A 19,865-nucleotide genomic window follows, 5' to 3' on the forward strand; every position below is an offset into this window, starting at 1 on the left:
GCGATGGGCGATCCCGCCGATCCGGGCGCGGGGCGCATCGCGCTGGTCACCGGCTCGCTGGCCGAACCGCGCCTCAGGAAGGTCGCGGCCGAGATCGCCGGCCCCGCGCTCGATCCCGTCGTCGTCAATGTCGGCGTCAAGGTCGCCGCGCTGATGACCGCCGAGATCGTCGAGCGGCGCCTGAAGCTGCCCGAGGGCACCGACCGCGTGCTGATGCCCGGCCGCTTCAAGGGCGACCTCGCCCGGCTGGAGCGCTTCTTCGGCGTGCCGTTCGCGCGCGGGCCGGACGAGCTCGCCGACCTACCGGACTATTTCGGCAAGGGCCGGCGCGCGGCCGACCTCTCCCGGCACGACGTCACCATCTTCGCCGAAATCGTCGACGCCAGCGCCCTCGACGTCGACGCCATCCTCGCCAAGGCCCGCGCGCTCGCCGCCGACGGCGCGGAGGTGATCGACCTCGGCTGCCTGCCGGACACGCCCTTCCCGCACATGGAAGACGCGATCGCGGCGCTGAAGGGCGCGGGGCTGAAGGTGAGCGTCGATTCGTTCGATGCCGGCGAACTTGCCCGCGCCACCCGTGCGGGAGCCGACTACCTGCTCAGCCTGAACGAGACCAACCTCGCCATCGCCGAGGCGGGCACCGCCGTCCCGGTGCTGGTGCCGGCGACGCAGGGCGACCTGCCCTCGCTGATCCGCGCGGTCGAGACATGCCTGGCGCAGGGCCGCCCCTTCCTCGCCGACCCGATCCTCGATCCGATCCATTACGGCTTCACCGCCTCGATCGAGCGCTATGCCGAGTTGCGCCGACACTTTCCGGACATCCCGATCCTGATGGGCATCGGCAACGTCACCGAGCTGACCGACGCCGACACTACCGGCATCAACGCCATCCTGATGGGCATCATCTCCGAGCTCCGGCTCAACGCCGTGCTCGCGGTGCAGGTGAGCCCGCATTGCCGCACCGCGGTGCGCGAGTTCGACCGGGCGCGGCGCGAGTTCTTCGCCGCCCGGGAGGCCGGCGCGCTGCCGCAGGGCTTCGGCGGCGGGCTGATGGCGTTGCGCGACCGCCGCCCCTTCGCCACCTCGCCGGAGGAGATCGGCCGGCTGGCGGCGGCGGTGCGCGACCGCAATTTCCGCATCGAGGTGGCGCAGGACGGCGTCCACATCTATAACCGCGAGGGACATCACGTCGCGGCCGATCCCTTCGCGCTGTTCCCTCATCTCGGCGTCGAGAGCGACGGCGCCCACGCCTTCTATCTCGGCGTGGAGACGGCCCGCGCCGAGATCGCCTTCGCCCTCGGCAAGCGCTACGCGCAGGACGAGGGGCTGCGCTGGGGCGCGGCGGGGGCAAGTGGAGGCACGGACGCCGACGTGCACAGCTTCAAGCCGGCCGGCACCACGCTGCAGGCCGCCGGCGGCGGCGCGAAGGGCCGGGACGACGGGAACCGGGGCGGGAAAGAGGACGAAGGCACGCCGTGATCATCGAGACCATCGTCACCACCCGCGCGCTGGACGGCACGCCCCACATCGCGCCCATGGGGGCGACGCTGATCGAGGGCGGCTATCTTCTGCAGCCGTTCCGCCCGTCGACGACGCTGACCAATCTCGCGGAGACCCGGATCGGCGTCGTGAACCTCACCGACGACGTGCGCGTCTTCGCCGGCTGCGTGGTCGGGCGCAAGCTCTCCGTCGACGTGCGCAAGGCGACCTATATCGACTGCCCGCGCCTCGCCGACGCGCTTTCCCACGACGAGATCACGGTGGAGCGCATCGAGGACGACCCGCAGCGCCCGCGCTTCTTCTGCAAGATCTACCACGGCGAGGGCCACACCCGCTTCGACGGCATGAACCGCGCCAAGGCGGCGGTGATCGAGGCAGCGGTGCTGGTCTCGCGGCTCTCCATGCTCACCGACGAGAAGATCGACGCCGAGGTCGCCTATCTCACCATCGCGGTGGAGAAGACCGCGGGCCCCGCCGAGCTCGAAGCCTGGGGCTGGCTGATGGAGGCCATCGCCGAGCATCGCCGGAAGCGCGCCTCGTGAGCGAACGCCCCGTCACGCGCCTGCTCGCCAGCGTCGCCGATCTCGGCGAGATGCGGCTCGCCCGCGCCGGCGGGGCGGATGTCGTCGACCTCAAGCAGCCGTCCTTCGGCGCGCTCGGCGCCTGGAGCAGCGAGGCGCTGGTGAGCGCGGTGCAGCTGTGGAACGCGTGGCCGCAGCCGCGCCCGCTGCTCTCCGCCACCGCCGGCGACCAGCCCATGGTGCCGGCGATCCTGCGCGCCGCGGCCGAGCGGGTGGCGGCGGCCGGCGTGCCGATCGTCAAGGTGGGTATCTTCCAGTCCGACCACGCGGCCGACTGCATCGGGGCGCTGGCGCCGCTCGCCACGCGCACGCAGCTCATCGCCGTGCTGTTTGCCGACCAGGAGCCGGATCTCGGCCTGTTGCCGGCCATCGCCCGCGCCGGCTTCCTCGGCGTGATGATCGACACCGCCGACAAGGCCGCCGGCCGGCTGACCGACCATCTCGACGCGCTGACGCTCAGCCAGTTCGTGGTGGAGGCGCGCCGGCACGGGCTGATGACCGGGCTCGCCGGCTCGCTGTCGCTGGCCGACATCGCCACGCTGAAGCCGGTCGGTGCGGATTATCTCGGCTTCCGCGGCGCGCTCTGCACCGGCGGGCGCAGCGGCCGGCTCGATCCGCGCCGGCTGCGGGCGGTGCGCACGCGCCTGACCAAGGCGGCGCCCGCCGCGGGTGCTTAGGACCTGTCATCAACGGCCTGCCCCTCCCGAAACGGTGTGCCGTGAGCCCGGCAACCGCGCTTGACAGCCCCGCCGGGCGGGTTCATGCACGGCCCATCGACGGCGTCGCGATGCCGTCGCCAACCTGCGGATATCAACCCCCATGCCCAGCGACGACAGTAGTCGATTGTTCGCGCCGTCAATGGCTGCCGCGGCCTGATCCTCCGATCGGCTCCCCGCGACCGCCGTGACGGCCGGTCGACGGAAAGAGAGCCTCCCATGGAAGACAATCGCATCGCGGATGTGCCGGCCGACGTCGCCGCGCTGCCCGACGATCTCGCCTCCGCCCACGCGGCCGACATCGTCGAGGCGCTGAACGAGCGCGAACCGGAGGAAGCCGCCTCCTTCATCGCCTCGCTGCCCGTCGACCGGGCGGCGGAGGTGATGGACGATGCCGACTTCGATCACGGCAGCGAGCTGATCGAGGCGCTGCCGGAGGAGCACGCGGTCGAGCTGATCAGCGCCATGTCCGCCGACCGCGCGGCCGAGCTGTTCCGCGATCTCGAGGAGCCCGCGCGCTCGGACCTGTTCGCCCGGCTCGATCCCGAGACGCAATACGCGCTCAAGCAGGTGCTCTCCTATCCCGAGCACAGCGCCGGCAGCCTGATGACGACCGAATTCGTCACCGTGCCCGTGCACTGGACGGTGGGCGAGACGCTGCAACACCTGCGTGTGGTCGAGCGCACCCGCGAGACCATCTACGCCATTTATGTACTCGATCCGCATGGCCGGCTGGTCAAGGCGGTGACGCTGCGCCGGCTGATCACCGGCGAGCCGGACGCGCCGATCCTCTCGGTGGCGCCGGCGCAGGAGCCGATCACCACCACCCCGTTCGCGGATCGCGAGGACGTGGCGCGGCAGATCCTGAAATACGACCTGCTCGCCATGCCCGTGGTGGACGAGCGCCGCCACGTTCTCGGCATCGTCACCGTCGACGACATGATGGACGCCATCATCGAGGAGGGCACCGAGGACGCGCAGAAGTTCGGCGGCATGGAGGCGCTGGACGAGCCCTATATGGAGATCGGCTTCTTCGAGATGCTGAAGAAGCGCGCCGGCTGGCTGTCGATCCTGTTCCTCGGCGAGATGCTCACCGCCAGCGCGATGCAGCATTTCGAGGACGAGCTGGAGCGCGCCATCGTGCTGACCCTGTTCATCCCGCTGATCATGAGCTCGGGCGGCAATTCCGGCTCGCAGGCGACCTCGCTGATCATCCGCGCGCTGGCGCTGCACGAGATCAAGCTCGGCGACTGGTGGCGGGTGGCGCTGCGCGAACTGCCGGCCGGCCTGACGCTGGGCTCCATCCTCGGCTCGCTCGGGATGATCCGCATCACCATCTGGCAACTCGCCGGCTTCCACGACTATGGCGAGCACTGGGCGCTGGTGGCGTTGACCGTCGGCTCGGCGCTGGTCGCCATCGTCACCTTCGGCTCGCTGATCGGCTCGATGCTGCCCTTCGTGCTGCGCCGCTGCGGCTTCGACCCGGCGAGCGCCTCGGCGCCCTTCGTCGCCACCTTCATCGACGTGACCGGCCTGGTGATCTACTTCACCGTCGCGCTGGCGATCCTGCACGGCACGCTGCTGTAGGCCGGGCGTCCCGGCCGGACAGGAGCCGGCCGGGACACTGCCATTCCTATGCGGCGCGGTGGGCGGCCATCATCGGCGGCGTGCCGGGATGGATGGCCTTCTTCAGCTCGGCGCGGAACGCGGGGCTGTCCTTGGCGCCGTGGACGGCGACCGCGTGCTGCACCACGGCGTCGAGCAGTTCGCGCTCGCTGTCGGCGGCGATGGCGACGGTGCAGTTCTTCTCGCTGGGCACGTCGCGGCAATCGACGAACATGCGTCCCATGAATGCCTCCTGTGGACCCGCACCCGGCAGGCGCGCCGGGCGCCGGGGCGCGAGACTACGCCCGCAGCCGGCGGCGCCGAAATCACGAAAGCGGACCGGCGCGGGCGGATAACCCTGCCGCTACGGCATGTTGCGCGCCCTCGCCGATCCCGGCGCCGACGTGCTACGCCTTGCCGGCCAACCTTGGAGATGCGCGATGGACTTCCTGCCGATGCTCACCGGCTCCTTCGCCCGGCCGGCGGGCGAGAACCCGACCGTCGCCATGGTCGAGGCCGCCTATCGCCATCACGCCATCCATGCCCGCTACATCAATTGCGAGGTGGCGCCGGAGCGGCTGGGCGATGCCGTGCGCGGGGCGCTGGCCATGGGCTGGAAGGGCTTCAACTGCTCGATCCCGCACAAGGTGGCGGTGATCGGCCATCTCGACCGGCTCGCCACCTCGGCGGAGCTGATCGGCGCGGTGAACACGGTGGTGCGCGAGGGCGACCGCCTGATCGGCGAGAACACCGACGGGCGCGGCTTCGTCGCCGGGCTGACGCCGGTGCGCGATCCCGCCGGCGCGCGGATCGTGCTGTTCGGCGCGGGCGGGGCGGCGCGCGCGGTGGCGGTGGAACTGGCGCTGGCGGGGGCGGCCCATATCACGCTGGTGAACCGCAGCCGCGAGCGCGGCATGCCGGTGGTCGACCTGATCAATGCGCGCACGCCGGCTACGGCCGACTTCGTCGAATGGTCGGGCACCTATCGGGTGCCGGAGGCGACCGACATCGTCATCAACGCCACCTCGATCGGGCTTTATCCGGACGTCGACGCCCGGCCCGATGTCGACATGACGAGCCTCGCCCCGCACATGGTGGTCGCGGACGGCATCCCCAACCCGCCGCGCACCCGCTTCATCCGCGAGGCGCAGGCGCGCGGCTGCCGCACCGTCGACGGGCTCGCCATGCTGGTCGGGCAAGGCGCGATCGCCATCGAGCGCTGGACCGGCGTCGACCCGGACCGTGGCGTGATGCGGGCGGCGCTGGCGGAGGCGCTGGGCGTCTAGAGCATTTTGTTTCCACGCGTTTTCTTCACGCGAACCGGAATCCACTCCGCTCGAATACGCTCTAGCCCTGCAGCACCAGCACCTCGCCCTGACCGCCGGTGAGCGTGTCGCCGACGAGGCGGCGGGCGCGGGTCGCCGTGCCGATGAAGCCGGCGAGGTCCGGTACGCGCCGGGCGATCAGCCGCAGTGCGATCAGGTCATGCGTGCCGGTGTCGGCGAAGCCCTCGACCAGAGGCAGGGCGGCATGGACGAGAATGGTGCCGCGCTTCATGCCGCGACCGACGCCGTCCGCCGCCGTGCCCGACAGCGCCAGCGTGCCGGCGATCATGTCGGTGGCGAGGCCCTCGCCGGCATCGCCGCCGAGCGTGATCAGCCCGCCGCGCTGGCGTTCGCCGAGCCGGGCGCCGGCATTGCCGCGTATGGCGAGCACACCGCCCGAGAGGCCGCGGCGGGAACCCGAGCCGGCCGCGCCGGCATGGTCGCCGGCATTGCCGGCCACCTCGATCCGCCCGCCCGCCATCTCGGCGCCGAGGAAGTCGCCCGCGCCGCCGGCGATGCGCACGATGCCCGCGCTCATGCCGGCCCCGGCCGAAGCGCCGACGGGGCCGTCGACGATGACCTCGCCGCCGTCGAGCCCGGCGCCGACATGGTCGAGCCTCGCGTCGCCACCCTCGATCAGCAGCACGCCTTCGAGGCCGCGCTCGACGAAGAAGAGTTCGGCCAGCTTCACGCGCCGGCCGCCATGGGGCACCTCGATGCGCTCGGCGGCGGTGAGCGACTGTCCGGCCAGCACTGACGGAATGACGCCGGCGAGATCGACGCGCGCGGCGAGGGGCGCGCGGGGGCGCAGGGTGATGCCGCTCATCGCGCCGCCTCCGCATCCGCCGCCATGATCTCGCGCAGCTTGAAATGGAACGGCCCGAGATTGCCGCCGTAATTGCCGGCGTCGACGGCGACGATGCCGCCCGCCGCGCCGATCGCGCAGACCGCGTTGATGCCGACCTTCGTGGCCTCCGACACCGCCTCGAAGCTCACCCCGTCGATGACGATCTCCATCACGGAACCGACTTCCGGGGGCAGCGCGCTGTCGACCGCGCCGCGCAGGGTCGGGCAGTAGAAATGGTTGGTCGAGGCGAACAGGCCCTTGTATTTCGAGCCGACCTTGGAGCCCGAGCGCACCACCCCGCCGGGGAAGGGCAGGATCACGCCCGGCACCTTGGTCATCACCGCCACCGCGGCTTCCGCCGCCTTGAGCGCCTGCCCGCGCTCGCGGGCGAGGATGAGGAAGTTGCCGCCGCCGACGCCCTCCACCGAGCCGGTGTCCTCGTCGCAGACGAACTCGCCCTCCATCACCGGCAGCCGCCAGAAGCGCTTGTCCTCGATCTTCTTCGAAATCTGGAAGCCGTCGGCGAAATAGCGGATGGTCTTGGCCAGCGGCACGCGCTTGCCGGTCTCCATGCCGGCATAGCAGGCCGTCGTCGGGCAGGTGAGGATGCACTGGCCGAGGCGCAGCGGCACCACCTTCTTCAGCGAGCCGAAGTCCATCGCGAAGATCAGCAGCGACACGCCGGGCCGCCCGTCCGGGGTCTCGTCGGCGGGAACCTCCCGCTCGATGCCCGCCTCGCAGCCGCAGCCGATGACCGAGGTGGCGAAGCCGGTGGTGACGCGCCCAGCGGTGAGCGCCCATTCGGGCGTGTCGGCGGTGACGATGAGGCGGGTGCCCACCATCGGGAACGCTTCCGCGAAGCTGTCGCGGATCTCGACGCCGTTGATGATCATGGCGCCACCCCCTCGCATTTCAGGATGGTCGGCCCGGCGCCGTTGCGCAGTTCGTGGTCGGCGACGCGGAAATGCTTCGCCTTCAGCCCCACCGCCTCGTCGAACCAGCGGTCGATGTCGCGTTCGATCGAGCGGTCGAAGGCGGGGCGGGCGACATGGGTGGTGCCGGCGACCGTCTCGACGATGGCGCCGTCCTTCACGATCAGCCGGCCGTTCTTGAAGACGAGCTTGGCCCTGGAGAACATCGCCTCGCGGTCGGCATCCTCGGCATAGACGACGACATCGCCGACCCCGCCGGGCGCGAGATGGCCCTTGTCGGTGAGCCCGAGGATGCGGGCGGGGGCGGCGCGGGTGAGGATGGCGATCTCTTCCAGCGAATATTCGCGGGTGATCTGCGGCAGCAGCGTGTGCTTCTGCGCCGCCTTGTTCAGCGTCGCGAGCTGGGCGTTGCGGAAATCGCGGTCCATCAGCAGGCGGATGAGGTGCGGATAGGTGGTGAACGGCCCGCCGTTCGGGTGGTCCGTGGTCAGGAAGATCCGCCACGGGTCCTCCACCAGCAGGAACAGCTCCAGCCCGATCGCCCATTGCAGCGCGTTGACGAAATTCCGGTCGCGATACTCGAACGGCACCACGCCGCAGGCGGCGTCGAGCTCGATGTCCATGCCGATGGACTTCTTCGGCGAGGCGAGGCCGCGATTGCGGTATTGCGACATGTAGTCGGCCGAGGCGGTCACCGTCTGGCCAAACATCACCTGCCCGACATCCACGGAGATGTTCGGGTTGGCATTGACGAGTTCGGCGATGCGCGCGGCCGCGGAGGAAAACTTGCGGTCGCCCTCGGTGCCGTAGCTGTGGAACTGCAGATGCGTCAGGTGCAGGCGCCGGCCCTCCGCCGCGCGGATGGTGGCGAGCGTGGTCTCGTCATTGCCGGGCACGCCGAGATTGCAGCCGTGCAGGTGGATCGGGTGGGGGATGCCGAGCTCGGTCACCGCCCGGATCAGCGTGGTCAGCACGGTGCGGGGCGTCACCCCGTAATGAGGGTTCGCCTCGTCGAGCTGCATCCAGCGGGCGTTGAACTTGAAGGCGTTGATGCCGCCGGGATTGACGATCTTGATGGCGAAGGCCTGCGTCGCCTCGATCATCCAGCCGACATAGGCGTTGATCTGCTCCTGCTTCGCGCCCGCCGCGATGAGACGCTGGATGTAGTCGTCATTGCCCAGCACCAGATAGGCGCCAGTGTCGAGATTGGGGATGTCGGCCATCTCCAGATGCGCGCCGCGCGCATTGGCCCCAACCATCGCCGGCTCGAACACGGTGGTGTAGCCGAGCTCCGCATAGCGGCAGCCGGTGGCGTGCGCGGTCGGCACCGCGCGCCCGCCCCCGCAGCCGCAGAAATTGCCGGGCATCTCGGGAAAGGCGCGACGATCCTCCTGCATCAGCAAGCGGGCGAGGTTCATCTTGCCGCCGGCGATATGGCTGTGCAGGTCGATGCCGCCCGCCATGACGACGTCGCCGGCGACGTCGTATTCGGCGTCGGCCTTCTCATGCGTCGGGGCGACGATGCGCCCATCCAGTATTTCGACGTCGCGTGCGACGAGGTTCTCGCCATGGGCCGGGTCGAGCACGCGCCCGCCCTTGAGCCTCAGCCTCATCTCATCCCCCTGCTATCCGGCGCACAGCCTCGGCGACGCCGGGAAGCGTCGCGACGCGCAAGGCGCCGAGCGGCAGGCTCACAATGGAATCCATGCGGAACACGGTTCCGGCGTGATCTATACCCGGAGTGCCGACCGGGATGAACACGTCCGGCTCAGAATCGAAGACGGTCTCGGGATGGCCGATCACGATCACCCGGCCCTTGAAGCCGTCGAGCAGGCGCGCGGGCGGCGGATCGGGCCGGAACGCGGACACCCAGACCAGCACGTCGGCGTCGCGCATCGCGACGTCCGCCGCGAACAGGTCGCCGTCATGCGCGGAGATCTCACCGCGGATGGCGGTGCGCAGCGGGTAGCCGAGCCGCCACAGCAGCACCTGGTTGACGCCGATGATGTTGTCGCGCCCGCCGAGCGGGAACACGCCCGCGCGGGTGGTCTTGTTCAGCGTATCGACGATGGCGGTGGCGCGCTCGGCGATCAGATCGCCGGCGTCGAGTTCCGCCGCGTTCCAGGTGACGACCGCATAGGCGGCGCCCTTCAGCGCGCTCGCGACCTCGGCCAGCGGCCCCTCCCCCGCCCGCCCGGCAACGACACCGGCCAGCGTCGCGGTGGCGGCGACGAGGTCGTCGGCGGGGATGGTGGTGACGGTGGCACCCGCGAGCTGGGCCTGCGCCCGCGCGCCCGGCTCACCCCCGAGGAAGATCACCCGCCGCGCCCCGGTGAACAGCGGCGAGGCCGGAAACAGGCGCTCGAACAGCCGTCCGAAGGCGGGTGTCGGGTCGTTGCCGATCACCAGCAGCACGTCGCAGCGGTTGCGGACCTCGGCGAGGGTGGTGGCCAGCCAGCCGGTGCGCTGGGTGCTGGCGTAGTTGCGGAACAGAGCGTCGGAGGCGGCATGGTCCAGCACGCCGCCGGTGGTCCGGGCGAGGTCGAGAATGGCGCGGACGCCGTTCACATCGGTGCCGAGCCCGGCGAAGAGCGGCGCACGGGCGCCGGCGAGGATGGCGCGGGCGCGCTCATAGGCCTCGGGCGCCGCCGGGACGGCGTCGGTGCCGCTCCGGCTGAGCAGGCGCGCCGCCTCGGCGCAGACATTGGCGGCCGGGCGCACCGCGCGGCCCTCGACCTCGACGACGAGATCGTCGCAGCCGAGCCCGCAGAAGGCGCAGACGACATCGCGGACGGTGCGGGCGGCAGTGCTCTCGGCCATGGTCTCAATCGTGCTTGATGTAGGCGAAGCGCAGGTCGCTGCGCGGCGTGCCTTCGAGGGCGCTGCCCTCCTCGTTCCCCGGCTGCCAGCCGACGAACTCCTCGATCTTCTTCGCCAGCTGGAAGTCGCGCTCGGTGACGCCCTTGGCGTCGTGGCTCATCAGCCGCACCTCCACCCAGGCATAGGAGGCGGTGATGTCGGGATGATGCCAGGCGGCCTCGGCGAGATGGCCGACGGCGTTGATCACCATCAGCGTGCCCTTCCAGCTCGATGTCTTGTAGGTGCGGCGGATCCAGCCGTCCTCCAGCCGCCATTTCGGCAGCTCGGCGGCAAGCCGGGCCTCGATCTCGCTTTCCGAAAACGTCTTCTTGGGATCGACCGCCATGCGGCGCTTCCTCGTACCTGCCGGCCGGTTCTCGTGGCCGGCGATTTTCCGATTCGGTAGCACGCTGGAAGGCGCCTTCGCAAACATCCCGGCGGCAGGCTTGTGGCGCGAAGCCGCTCGGTCTTACGATGCCGGACGAGGAAACGCCCGTGAACAAGACGATCGCCACGCCGGACTCCGCCCGTCCCCACGGGCGCGACGCTGCCCTGCGCATCACCGCGCCGGGCCGGCTGCATCTTGGATTCGTCGACCTCGCGGGCACGCTCGGGCGCCGCTTCGGCAGTCTCGGCGTGGCGCTGGAGCGGCCCTCGACCATCGTGCGCCTCTCCCCCGCCGCCGCGCTCGCGGCCCGCGGGCCGGACAGCGACCGCGCCCGCGCCACGGTCGAAAAGGTCGCACGTCGGCTCGGCCTGTCGGACCATCTCGACATCACGGTGGAAGCGGCGCTGCCGGCCCATGCCGGGCTCGGCTCCGGCACGCAGATGGCCCTCGCCGCCGCCTCCGGCCTGTGCCTGCTGCAGGGGCGCACGCCCGATGCGCGGCTGCTCGGCGAGGTGCTCGGGCGCGGCGCGCGCTCCTCCATCGGCATCGGCGCCTTCACCGAGGGCGGCGTCATCCTCGACGGCGGCAAGCGGCTCGGCACCGGCGCCGGCGACGCGCCCCCGCCCATCCTGTCCCGCCTGCCCTTCCCGGAGGAATGGCGGATCCTGCTCGTCTACGACCACGCCCATCAGGGCCTGAGCGGAGCCGAGGAGAACGAGGCGATGGCGAACCTGCCGCCCTTCGCCGACACGCTCGCCGCCCATCTCGCCCGGCTCGTCCTGATGGTGGCGCTGCCCGCGCTCGCCGAGCACGACGTGCGACATTTCGGCGAAGCCATCGGGGAAATGCAAAGACTGCTCGGCGACCACTATGCGGGCGCGCAGGGAGGCCGTTATACGAGCAGTGCCGTCGCCGAGGTCATGTCATGGATCGAGGGCGAGGGCATCAAGGGAGTCGGCCAGAGTTCCTGGGGTCCCACGGGCTTCGCCATCGTGGGAAGCGGGGACGAGGCCGACAAGCTGCTCCACGGGATCCGCGACCGCTTCGGCGACCGCCCGGGTCTCGATTTCGACAGCGTGCGCGGCAGCAACCGCGGCGCCCGGATCGAGTGGCTCACCCGCGCCGACCACGACGGCGCGCCGGACGGCTGATTCCTCCGCGCCGATCATGATTTCCGCAAGGAGGCGCCGACGACGCGCCCCGGCCCAGGGAGAGAAGAACGACATGGCGGACATCGCCCCGATCCTCCACATCATCTCGCCGCTCAAGCAGGTCAGCCCGTTCGACGTGAACATGGCCGTCGATGCCGGCTACGCGACCATCCTGCCCTATGCCAATGTCCGGCTGGAGGAGATGACCGACCTCACCCAGGACATGATGTTCTCGCGCCCGCCGGACCATGCCGCGCGCACGGGCCTGTTCATCGGCGGCAAGGATGCGAGCCTCGCGCTCGACATGGCGAAGGAAGCGCGCAGCGCGCTGTTCCCGCCCTTCGAGATTTCGATCTTCGTCGACCCGGCCGGCTCCTTCACCACCGCCGCCGCGATGATCGCCGAGGTCGAGCGCAAGCTGCGCGGGCGCCGCGAGGGCGGGCTCAAGGGCGCGAACGTGCAGGTCTACGGCGCCACCGGCGTGGTCGGCGGCATCGCCGCGGTGATCGCCGCGCAGGCCGGCGCCAGGGTGACGCTGGTGAGCCACCGCGACGTCGACACCGTCCGGCTCAAGGCGGCCGATTTCAAGGTGCGCTTCGACGTCGACCTCGCCAGCGCCTCGGCGCGCAACGACGAGGAAAAGAACGCCTTGCTGCCCGAGGCCGACGTGGTATTGGCCTGCGGCAAGGCGGGCGTGCAGATCCTCTCCGCCGACAACCTCGCTTTCGCGAAGAATCTCAAGGTGGCGGCGGATGTGAACGCCGTGCCGCCCTCGGGGATCGCGGGCGTCGAGGCGCTCGACGACGGCAAGCCGCTGGCGGGCGGGGCGCTGGGGGTCGGCGCCCTCGTCATCGGCCATCTCAAGTACCGGGTGCAGCACGAATTGCTGAAGCGGATGCGCGCGACCGACACCGCCCTCACCATCGGGTTCGAGGATGCCTACAGCATTGCCCGGTCGCTCTCCGCCTGAGGCGAGCCCCGACATCGTCGTCGTCGCCACGGCCGCGCGGGGGCTCGCCGCCGCCGCGCGGCGCGCCGGCCTGCGCCCGATCGCGCTCGACCTCTTCGCCGACGCCGACACGCGGGCGCTGGCGGTGGAGGCGATCCCGCTGCGCGGCACGGGCGGCCTCACCTTCGACGGCGACGACCTGATCGAGCAGCTCGGCACCCATGCCGCCGACGGCACCCCCGTCGTCATCGGCTCGGGCTTCGAGGACCAGCTCGCGCTGATCGAGGCGATCGAGACCCGGTTCGCCCTGATCGGCAATGGCAGCCGGGTCATCGCCCGGCTGAAGCAGCCGCAGGCCTTCGCGGCCTTGCTGGCCACGCTCTCGATCCCCCACCCGCGGCTGTTTTTCGGCCCCGCCCCGGAGGGCATCGCCACGCTGGAGAAGCGTATCGGCGCCGCCGGCGGCTGGCACGTGCGCCCGGCGCAGGTCCCGCGGGATGAACACTGGTATCTCCAGGAGTTCCTCCCCGGCCGCACCGTCTCGGCGCTCTTCCTCGGCAACGGGACGGCGAGCGTGCTGCTCGGCTTCTCCGAGCAATGGTGCGCGCCCTCTCCCGACGCCCCCTATCGCTATGGCGGCGCGGCCGGACCCGTCGCCCTCCCCGCCCAGATGGCGCACGACATCGAGGCCGCCCTCGCCCGCATCGTCGCCGCCACCGGCATGGTCGGCCTCGCCAGCGCCGACATCATCCTCGGTGCCGACGGCTGGCACCTCATCGAGGTCAATCCCCGCCCCGGCGCGACGCTCGACGTGTTTGACCACGATCCGATGCCGCCGCTGCTGCGCCTGCATGTCGAGGCCTGCGAGGGTCGGTTGCCCGCCCCCGGCACGCTGCCGGACCTGACGGCCGGACCCGCCCATGCGGCCGCCGTGTTCTATGCCCCCGCCCCGTTCGAGATGCGGCTCGACCCGCTGCCGGACTGGGTCGCCGACCGCCCCGCCACGGGCACGCGGCTGCAGATCGGGGAACCGGTCTGCACGCTGCTCGCCGAGGGGCGCGATGTCACCGACGCCCGCCGCCTCCTCGCCGAGCGGCAGAAAGACCTGTGGACGCGCCTCGGCGAGGCGCACCGCAAGGCCGCAGAGTAGGAGTGCCCCCATGACCGCCAACACCCGCCCCAGCGTTTCCGCCCTCGCGCGGCCCCTGGTCGACGCCCTCGTCGCCGATGCCCCGCTGCTGCGGCTCGGCGTCACCCGCAGCCCCTGCGGCGCGCGCATCGTCGATGCCGGGATTGAGGTCCGCGGCGGCGTCGAGGCCGGCCGGCGCATCGCCGAGATCTGCCTCGGCGGGCTCGGCAAGGTGACGATCGCCGACAGCGCCCGCTTCCGGCGCTGGGGCAACATGGTCAACGTCTCGACGCTCGACCCCGTGCTCGCCTGCCTCGGCAGCCAGTATGCCGGCTGGAGCCTCGCGGAGGGCGATTTCTTCGCGCTCGGCTCCGGTCCCGCCCGCGCGCTGTGGGCGAAGGAGACGCTCTATGGCGAGCTCGCCTACAAGGACAGCGCCGAGCACGCCGCCCTCGTGCTGGAGGTGGACCGCACCCCGCCCGACAGCCTCGTCGCCCATGTCGCGGCCGAGTGCGGCGTGGCGCCGGAAAACCTGACGCTGATCCTCACCCCGACCCGCAGCCTCGCCGGCACGGTGCAGATCGTCGCCCGCGTGCTGGAAGTGGCGCTGCACAAGACGCATACGCTGCATTTCCCGCTGGAGCGCATCGTCGACGGCATCGGCTCCTCGCCGCTGCCCCCGCCCGCGCCCGACTTCGTCTCCGCCATGGGCCGCACCAACGACGCGACGCTCTATGGCGGCGACGTGCAACTCTTCGTCGAGGGGCCGGAGGACGAGGCGCGCGAGCTGGCCGAGGGACTGCCGAGCGCCTCCTCGCGCGACCACGGGCGCACCTTCGGGGAGATCTTCACCGCCTATAAGGGCGACTTCTACGCCATGGACCCGATGCTGTTCTCCCCCGCGCGCGTCACCGTCACCGCGCTGGAGACCGGGCGCAGCTTCACCTTCGGCGCCTTCCACGAGGACATCCTCGACCGGTCCTTCGCATGAGCGTGAACGACACGGCGGTCATCTTCACCGAGGATGCCGACTGGCACACCCGCAACCTCGCCCGCGCCATCGAGCGCGAGGGGTTCAACGTGCTGGTGCGCTCGCTGAACGATTGCGGCTTCGCCATCGGCGAGACGCCGCACGGGCTGATGATCCCCGGGCTCGGCGACAGCCTGCCCGCCGCCGCCTTCGTGCGGGTGATCGCGGCGGGCTCGACCGAGCAGATCACCGCCCGGCTGGGGCTGCTGCACGCGCTGCGCGAGCTCGGCGTCAAGGTGATGAACGACGCCCGCGCCATCGAGCGCTGCGTCGACAAGAGCATGACCAGCTTCCTCGTCGCGAAGGCCGGCCTGCCGACGCCGCGCACCTTCGTGCGGGAGGACCGCGCGGCGATGCAGGCGCTGGTCGATGCCGCGCCGGCGGACGCGGTGCTCAAGCCGCTGTTCGGCGCGCAGGGGCGCGGCATCAGGCGCATCGCCCCGCGCGCGAGCCTGCCCGAGCCGGACAAGGTCGGCGGCGTCTATTACCTGCAGGAATTCGTCGAGGGGCCGGCCCGCGACAAAGAATTGGGGCGCGAGCGCGACTATCAGGACTGGCGCGTCTTCGTGATCGGCGACCGGCCGGTGGCGGCGATGATCCGCCATTCCGAGCGCTGGATCACCAACATCCACCAGGGCGCGGTGGGCGAGGCCGCCCCGCTCGACGGCACGCCGGCGGCGCTCGCGGTCGCCGCGACACGGGCGGTGGGCGCCGACTATGCCGGCGTCGACCTGATCGAGAACGCGCGCGGCGAGTTCCTCGTGCTGGAGGTCAACTCCATGCCGGCGTGGAAGGGGCTGCAGAAGGCGACCGGCATCGATGTCGCCGCCGCGCTGGCCGGCCACCTCGGCCGCACGCTCGCCCCGGCGACGGCGCGTTGAGCCCGGCCGCGATCGCGGCGGCCTTCCGCGCCGCCTGCCGGGCCGAGCTCGACGCGCTGAAGCCCGGCAATGTCCACCGCTTCGCCGCCGGCCACGGCATGGAGGTCGCCCAGTTCGAGGCGGCGGCCGAGGCGGCGGCGCCCTTCATCGCCGCGCCGGGGGCGAGCGTCGGCGCGCGGATCGCGGGCGCGGTCGCGGCCTCGATGGCGGCGGCCGGCTGCAACACCAATCTCGGCATCGTCCTGCTCTGCGCGCCGCTGGCGGCCGCCGCCGAGCGCGGCGGAAAGCTGCGGGAGACGGTGGCGCAGGTGCTGGCCGGGCTCACCGTCGCGGACGCGGAGGGCGCCTTCCGCGGCATTGCGCTGGCCAATCCCGGCGGGCTCGGCCGGGCGGAGGCGCACGACGTCGCCGCCCCCGCGACGGTGACGCTGCTTGCCGCCATGGCCGCCGCCGCGGACCGCGATCGCATCGCGTGGCAATACACGCACGGCTTCTCGGACATCTTCGAGATCGGCCTCGCCCGCCGGGCGGACATGGCCGACACCGAGGCAGACGCGCGCACGGAAGCGGTGCATCTCGCCTTCATGGCCGCCTTCCCGGACAGCCACATCGCCCGCAAGTTCGGGGCGGCGGTCGCCGAGGAGGTGCGCGCCGAGGCGGCGGCCGTCGCGCGTGCGGTCGATTGGCATGCCCCCACCGCCCGCCGCCACCCGCCGCTCGCCGCCTTCGACGCGTCACTGAAGGCGCGCGGCCTCAACCCCGGCACCAGCGCCGACCTCACCGTCGCGACCCTGTTCGCGGCGCGCCTCGGCGGTTGACGCGGCGCCGTTCGGAAGGTGGCCGGCAGCCACGCGCATGCTACCGAACGTCATGGCCGGGCTCGTCCCGGCCATCCACGACTCCCCTCAGCGCTACGCAAAGGCGTGGATCCCCGGGACAAGCCCGGGGATGACGATGCAGGACCGGAATGCCTTCACGATGACGGGACCGCTTGCCCCGGCCATCCGCGACTTCCCCACTCACGTCATCCCGGCCGCAGCCGAAGGCGGAGAGCCGGGATCGCGCGTCGGCACATCCGCCCGTCATGGCCGGGCTCGTCCCGGCCATCCACGACTCCCCTCAGCGCTACGCAAAGGCGTGGATCCCCGGGACAAGCCCGGGGATGACGATGCGGCGGGATCGCGCCGCATCCAAATCCCGACCGCGCCACCCCTCAGCCCGCGAACCGCGCCAGATCGGCCGCGCTCACCCCGCCGTCGTGCAGCGCGCTCGCCAGCAGCACGCCGGCGGCGCCGGCCTGCGCCAGCCGGTCGAGATCGGCCCCGTGCCGCACGCCGCCGGCGGCGTAGACATGCCGACAGCGGGCCCGCGCGATCACCGCGTCGAGCCGGTCGAGGTCCGGCCCCTGCCCCGCCCCGACCCGGGCCAGCGTCATCACCACCACCCGCTCCGGCCAGGGCGCCGGCTCGTCGTGGATCGCCTCCGGCCCCAGCCGTCCCCGCGAATCATGGTCGAGCGAGAGCACCGACGGCGCCGCCGCCAGCAGCGCGCGCCCGTGCCCGCCGTCGCGCATGATCTCGGTGCCGAGCACCGGCACGCCCGGCCCCTCCGCCCGGCGGCGGGCGATGGCCTCCGGCGTGTCGTCGCCGGCATCGACCCAGAGATCGAGCGCGGGAAAGCGCGCGGCGATGGCGGCGATCACGCGGTCATGCCCGCCGGTGCGGCGGATGGCGTCGAGGTCGGCGATGTAGAGCGTGCGGAACGGGGCCAGCCCGAGCAGCGTTGCCGTCATGTCGAGCGGATCGGCACCCGCGCACAGCGGCGTCTCGATCGGCCGGTAGGCGTCGCGCTCCCCGCGTCGCGCCCGCACCACCACCCCTCCCATCAGGTCGAGGACCGGTATAAGTTCCACGCCCCTTCAATCCCCCAGCAAACGGATCGATCCATGCTCGTCTTCGTATGCGAGACCGTGACAGGCGGCGGGCTCGCGGGCAATCCGCTGCCGCCCTCGCTGCTCGCCGAGGCGACGCTGATGCGCGACGCGCTGATCGGCGATCTCGAGGATCTGCCCGGGGTCCGCGTCATCACGACACACGACTCCCGCCTGCCGCCCCCGCCGCGGGGCGAGAGCGTGCCGGTGGACGGCAGCGACGGCGCGAAGCCGCTGTGGGCCGAGCTGGCGGCGAAAGCGCACTGCTGCTGGCCGATCGCACCGGAGACCGGCGGCGAACTCGCCGACCTCGCCGCGCTGATGGCCGCCAATGGCAGCCGGGTGATCGCCAGCGATCTCGCCACGCTGAACCTCTGCGCCAGCAAGCGCGCCACCGCGCAGGCGCTCGGCGAGGCCGGCATCGCCACCGTGCCGACCTGGGCGGCCGACGCCGTGCCGGCCGGCGCCTCCGGCCCCTTCGTGGTGAAGCCGGACGACGGCGCCGGCTCGCTGGACACGCGTCTGGTCGAGCCGCTTCCCGCCGAGTTGCCGCATGGCGTCGTCGTGCAGCCGTTCCGGCACGGGCGCCCGGCCAGCCTCGTCATGCTCTGCCAGTCGGGCCGCGCCCATGTGCTCGCCGCCAGCCTCCAGCACATGGAGGTGATCGACGACCGCTTCGTGTTCCGGGGCGTCACCGTTGGCGGGCTGCCGATCGAGCCGGACTGGCGCGTGCTCGCCGAGCGGCTGCTCGAGGCGCTGCCGGGCCTGCACGGGCTGATCGGGGTGGATTTCCTCGCGACGGCGGACGGGGCGGTGGTGCTGGAGATCAATCCGCGCCTCACCACCTCCTATGCGGGCCTGCGCGCCTCGCTCGGCATCAACCCGCTCGCCTTCGTCGCCGAGCTGATCCGCGACGGCACGGTGCCGGACATCCCGCATCTGCCCCTCCCCGTGCCGGTGGAGGTGTGGCTGTGAGCAGGGTCGCCCGGCTGGGCTGGGATATCGGCGGCGCGCATGTGAAGCTCGCCGCCTTCGGCGATGACGGCCGGCTGAAAGACGTCCGCATCGCGCCCTGCCCGGTGTGGCAGGGCGAGCACCACCTGTCGGACGCCATCCGCACGCTGCGGGCGGCGTTCCCCGCCGGCGTGCCGAGCGCGGTGACCATGACCGCCGAGGTCGCCGATCTGTGGCCGGACCGGCGGGCGGGCGTGGTCGGCACCGCGGCGATTCTCGCGCGCGAGCTCGCCGGCGCGCCGCTCGCCCTGTTCGCGGGGCCGGAGGGGTTCGTGACGGCCGAGCAGGCGGTGGCCCATGCCGACGCCATCGCCTCGGCCAACTGGTACGCCACGGCGGCCGTGCTCGCCCACCTGCTGCCCGAGGGCCTCCTCGTCGACATCGGCTCGACCACGACGGACATCGTGCCGTTCTCCGCCGCGCGGGTCACCGCCGGCGGCTTCACCGATGCGGAGCGCCTCGCCCGCAACGAGCTGATCTATTCCGGCGCCGCCCGCACCGCGGTGATGGCGCTGGCGCCGGAAGCGCCATTCGAGGGGCGCTGGGTGCCGCTGATGGCGGAGCTGTTCGCCACCACCGCCGACATCCACCGCCTCACCGGCGAACTTCCCGCGGACGCCGACCTGCACCCGACCGCCGATGGCGGGCCCAAGACGGTGGAGGCCAGCGCCCGGCGGCTGCTGCGCATGGTCGGGCAGGATTTCCGCCCGGACCGGCTGCCGAAGGCGGTGGCGCTGGCGCGCCATCTCGCCGACGCGCAGGCGCACCGGCTGATGCGGGCGATCGACTGCGTCGCCTCGGCTCAGGAGACGCCGCAGCCGGCGCTGCTGGTCGGCGCCGGGGTCGGGCGCTTCATCGCCCGCCGGCTGGCGGCCGGCCGCGAGATCCCCTATCTCGACCTCGCCGAGGTCCTCACCGACGATCCCGCCCTTGCCGGCCCGGCCGCCGACTGCGCTCCCGCGGTCGCGGTCGGCCTCCTGTCCGCCGCGCTGGCGGGCTGAACCCGGCCCCACCCGAGCGAGCCTCTC

General features: G+C 71.9%; 20 protein-coding genes. 13 read left to right on the plus strand and 7 right to left on the minus strand.

The genetic code is table 11. The features are described from left to right. Window positions 1–3 precede the first annotated feature (3 nt). The 4 genes from ACEUEL_RS11830 (at window position 4) to mgtE (ending at window position 4,384) form a co-directional block, all read left to right on the plus strand. Window positions 4–1,479, plus strand: a complete 1,476-nt coding sequence (locus tag ACEUEL_RS11830; RefSeq protein ID WP_405705195.1) for a DUF6513 domain-containing protein — start codon at window positions 4–6, stop codon at window positions 1,477–1,479. Continuing rightward, complete coding sequence (locus tag ACEUEL_RS11835) at window positions 1,476–2,042, plus strand: DUF447 domain-containing protein (RefSeq protein WP_405705198.1); 567 nt, start codon at window positions 1,476–1,478, stop codon at window positions 2,040–2,042. The genes ACEUEL_RS11830 and ACEUEL_RS11835 overlap by 4 nt, the downstream gene beginning before the upstream one ends. Continuing rightward, on the plus strand, window positions 2,039–2,758 hold the full coding sequence (locus tag ACEUEL_RS11840; RefSeq protein ID WP_405705200.1) for a (5-formylfuran-3-yl)methyl phosphate synthase: 720 nt from the start codon (window positions 2,039–2,041) through the stop codon (window positions 2,756–2,758). The genes ACEUEL_RS11835 and ACEUEL_RS11840 overlap by 4 nt, the downstream gene beginning before the upstream one ends. 258 nt (window positions 2,759–3,016) lie before the next feature. Continuing rightward, window positions 3,017–4,384: a magnesium transporter gene (mgtE, locus tag ACEUEL_RS11845; protein ID WP_405705203.1), complete on the plus strand. Its 1,368-nt coding sequence runs from the start codon at window positions 3,017–3,019 to the stop codon at window positions 4,382–4,384. 46 nt (window positions 4,385–4,430) lie between these two features. Here mgtE and ACEUEL_RS11850 read toward each other — a convergent pair whose 3' ends face one another. Further along, window positions 4,431–4,646, minus strand: a complete 216-nt coding sequence (locus tag ACEUEL_RS11850) for a DUF1059 domain-containing protein (protein ID WP_405705206.1) — start codon at window positions 4,644–4,646, stop codon at window positions 4,431–4,433. 196 nt (window positions 4,647–4,842) lie between these two features. Between ACEUEL_RS11850 and aroE the strand changes: the two genes are divergently transcribed. Further along, on the plus strand, window positions 4,843–5,688 hold the full coding sequence (gene aroE / locus ACEUEL_RS11855; RefSeq protein WP_405705209.1) for a shikimate dehydrogenase: 846 nt from the start codon (window positions 4,843–4,845) through the stop codon (window positions 5,686–5,688). A 61-nt stretch (window positions 5,689–5,749) separates the two neighbouring features. Here aroE and ACEUEL_RS11860 read toward each other — a convergent pair whose 3' ends face one another. Genes ACEUEL_RS11860 through ACEUEL_RS11880 form a run of 5 tightly spaced genes read right to left on the minus strand, consistent with a single transcriptional unit; the run spans window position 5,750 to window position 10,711 of the window. Then, on the minus strand, window positions 5,750–6,553 hold the full coding sequence (locus tag ACEUEL_RS11860) for a formylmethanofuran dehydrogenase subunit C (RefSeq protein ID WP_405705212.1): 804 nt from the start codon (window positions 6,551–6,553) through the stop codon (window positions 5,750–5,752). Further along, window positions 6,550–7,467 (minus strand): formylmethanofuran--tetrahydromethanopterin N-formyltransferase, encoded by a 918-nt coding sequence (gene fhcD / locus ACEUEL_RS11865; RefSeq protein ID WP_405705215.1) that lies wholly within the window; start codon window positions 7,465–7,467, stop codon window positions 6,550–6,552. Before fhcD ends, ACEUEL_RS11860 begins: the two co-directional genes overlap by 4 nt. Next, window positions 7,464–9,119: a formylmethanofuran dehydrogenase subunit A gene (locus tag ACEUEL_RS11870; protein ID WP_405705218.1), complete on the minus strand. Its 1,656-nt coding sequence runs from the start codon at window positions 9,117–9,119 to the stop codon at window positions 7,464–7,466. The genes fhcD and ACEUEL_RS11870 overlap by 4 nt, the downstream gene beginning before the upstream one ends. 1 nt (window position 9,120) lies before the next feature. Further along, entirely contained in the window at window positions 9,121–10,326 is a 1,206-nt protein-coding gene (locus ACEUEL_RS11875; RefSeq protein WP_405705220.1) for a formylmethanofuran dehydrogenase, read from the minus strand. A gap of 4 nt (window positions 10,327–10,330) precedes the next feature. Next, window positions 10,331–10,711, minus strand: coding sequence for a 4a-hydroxytetrahydrobiopterin dehydratase (locus ACEUEL_RS11880; RefSeq protein ID WP_405705222.1), 381 nt, complete (start codon window positions 10,709–10,711; stop codon window positions 10,331–10,333). 149 nt (window positions 10,712–10,860) lie between these two features. On the opposite strand from ACEUEL_RS11880, the gene ACEUEL_RS11885 reads away from it, so the two are divergent. The 6 genes from ACEUEL_RS11885 to ACEUEL_RS11910 all read left to right on the plus strand — a co-directional run bounded on the left by ACEUEL_RS11885 (window position 10,861) and on the right by ACEUEL_RS11910 (window position 16,711). Next, complete coding sequence (locus ACEUEL_RS11885) at window positions 10,861–11,904, plus strand: beta-ribofuranosylaminobenzene 5'-phosphate synthase family protein (RefSeq protein ID WP_405705225.1); 1,044 nt, start codon at window positions 10,861–10,863, stop codon at window positions 11,902–11,904. A 73-nt stretch (window positions 11,905–11,977) separates the two neighbouring features. After that, entirely contained in the window at window positions 11,978–12,874 is an 897-nt protein-coding gene (locus tag ACEUEL_RS11890) for an NAD(P)-dependent methylenetetrahydromethanopterin dehydrogenase (RefSeq protein WP_405705228.1), read from the plus strand. Continuing rightward, window positions 12,852–14,003, plus strand: a complete 1,152-nt coding sequence (locus ACEUEL_RS11895) for an ATP-grasp domain-containing protein (protein WP_405705231.1) — start codon at window positions 12,852–12,854, stop codon at window positions 14,001–14,003. The genes ACEUEL_RS11890 and ACEUEL_RS11895 overlap by 23 nt, the downstream gene beginning before the upstream one ends. A 10-nt stretch (window positions 14,004–14,013) precedes the next feature. Further along, complete coding sequence (gene mch, locus ACEUEL_RS11900; protein WP_405705234.1) at window positions 14,014–14,973, plus strand: methenyltetrahydromethanopterin cyclohydrolase; 960 nt, start codon at window positions 14,014–14,016, stop codon at window positions 14,971–14,973. Continuing rightward, window positions 14,970–15,893: a RimK family alpha-L-glutamate ligase gene (locus ACEUEL_RS11905; RefSeq protein ID WP_405705237.1), complete on the plus strand. Its 924-nt coding sequence runs from the start codon at window positions 14,970–14,972 to the stop codon at window positions 15,891–15,893. The genes mch and ACEUEL_RS11905 overlap by 4 nt, the downstream gene beginning before the upstream one ends. Next, the gene (locus tag ACEUEL_RS11910; RefSeq protein WP_405705239.1) at window positions 15,890–16,711 is read left to right on the plus strand and encodes a triphosphoribosyl-dephospho-CoA synthase; all 822 of its coding nucleotides are present in this window, start codon (window positions 15,890–15,892) and stop codon (window positions 16,709–16,711) included. The genes ACEUEL_RS11905 and ACEUEL_RS11910 overlap by 4 nt, the downstream gene beginning before the upstream one ends. A 395-nt stretch (window positions 16,712–17,106) precedes the next feature. Here ACEUEL_RS11910 and ACEUEL_RS11915 read toward each other — a convergent pair whose 3' ends face one another. Next, window positions 17,107–17,805, minus strand: coding sequence for a HisA/HisF-related TIM barrel protein (locus tag ACEUEL_RS11915; protein ID WP_405705242.1), 699 nt, complete (start codon window positions 17,803–17,805; stop codon window positions 17,107–17,109). A 33-nt stretch (window positions 17,806–17,838) separates the two neighbouring features. Here ACEUEL_RS11915 and ACEUEL_RS11920 point away from each other — a divergent pair, with 33 nt between their 5' ends. Together ACEUEL_RS11920 and ACEUEL_RS11925 are read left to right on the plus strand one after the other, a co-directional pair. Next, the gene (locus ACEUEL_RS11920) at window positions 17,839–18,798 is read left to right on the plus strand and encodes an ATP-grasp domain-containing protein (protein WP_405705245.1); all 960 of its coding nucleotides are present in this window, start codon (window positions 17,839–17,841) and stop codon (window positions 18,796–18,798) included. Continuing rightward, entirely contained in the window at window positions 18,795–19,838 is a 1,044-nt protein-coding gene (locus ACEUEL_RS11925; RefSeq protein WP_405705248.1) for a hydantoinase/oxoprolinase family protein, read from the plus strand. Before ACEUEL_RS11920 ends, ACEUEL_RS11925 begins: the two co-directional genes overlap by 4 nt. Window positions 19,839–19,865: the final 27 nt, after the last annotated feature.

Origin of the sequence: Ancylobacter terrae (assembly GCF_045108345.1) — a bacterium.
Classification (GTDB): domain Bacteria; phylum Pseudomonadota; class Alphaproteobacteria; order Rhizobiales; family Xanthobacteraceae; genus Ancylobacter.

Bases quoted from the DNA above. Each gene is read 5' to 3' on its own strand.
- ACEUEL_RS11890 (WP_405705228.1), top strand. From the start codon at position 11,978: ATGGCGGACATCGCCCCGATCCTCCACATCATCTCGCCGCTCAAGCAG.
- ACEUEL_RS11830 (WP_405705195.1), top strand. From the start codon at position 4: ATGGGCGATCCCGCCGATCCGGGCGCGGGGCGCATCGCGCTGGTCACC.
- ACEUEL_RS11860 (WP_405705212.1), bottom strand. From the start codon at position 6,553: ATGAGCGGCATCACCCTGCGCCCCCGCGCGCCCCTCGCCGCGCGCGTC.
- aroE (WP_405705209.1), top strand. From the start codon at position 4,843: ATGGACTTCCTGCCGATGCTCACCGGCTCCTTCGCCCGGCCGGCGGGC.
- fhcD (WP_405705215.1), bottom strand. From the start codon at position 7,467: ATGATCATCAACGGCGTCGAGATCCGCGACAGCTTCGCGGAAGCGTTC.
- ACEUEL_RS11905 (WP_405705237.1), top strand. From the start codon at position 14,970: ATGAGCGTGAACGACACGGCGGTCATCTTCACCGAGGATGCCGACTGG.
- ACEUEL_RS11880 (WP_405705222.1), bottom strand. From the start codon at position 10,711: ATGGCGGTCGATCCCAAGAAGACGTTTTCGGAAAGCGAGATCGAGGCC.
- mch (WP_405705234.1), top strand. From the start codon at position 14,014: ATGACCGCCAACACCCGCCCCAGCGTTTCCGCCCTCGCGCGGCCCCTG.
- ACEUEL_RS11920 (WP_405705245.1), top strand. From the start codon at position 17,839: ATGCTCGTCTTCGTATGCGAGACCGTGACAGGCGGCGGGCTCGCGGGC.
- mgtE (WP_405705203.1), top strand. From the start codon at position 3,017: ATGGAAGACAATCGCATCGCGGATGTGCCGGCCGACGTCGCCGCGCTG.
- ACEUEL_RS11850 (WP_405705206.1), bottom strand. From the start codon at position 4,646: ATGGGACGCATGTTCGTCGATTGCCGCGACGTGCCCAGCGAGAAGAAC.
- ACEUEL_RS11870 (WP_405705218.1), bottom strand. From the start codon at position 9,119: ATGAGGCTGAGGCTCAAGGGCGGGCGCGTGCTCGACCCGGCCCATGGC.
- ACEUEL_RS11875 (WP_405705220.1), bottom strand. From the start codon at position 10,326: ATGGCCGAGAGCACTGCCGCCCGCACCGTCCGCGATGTCGTCTGCGCC.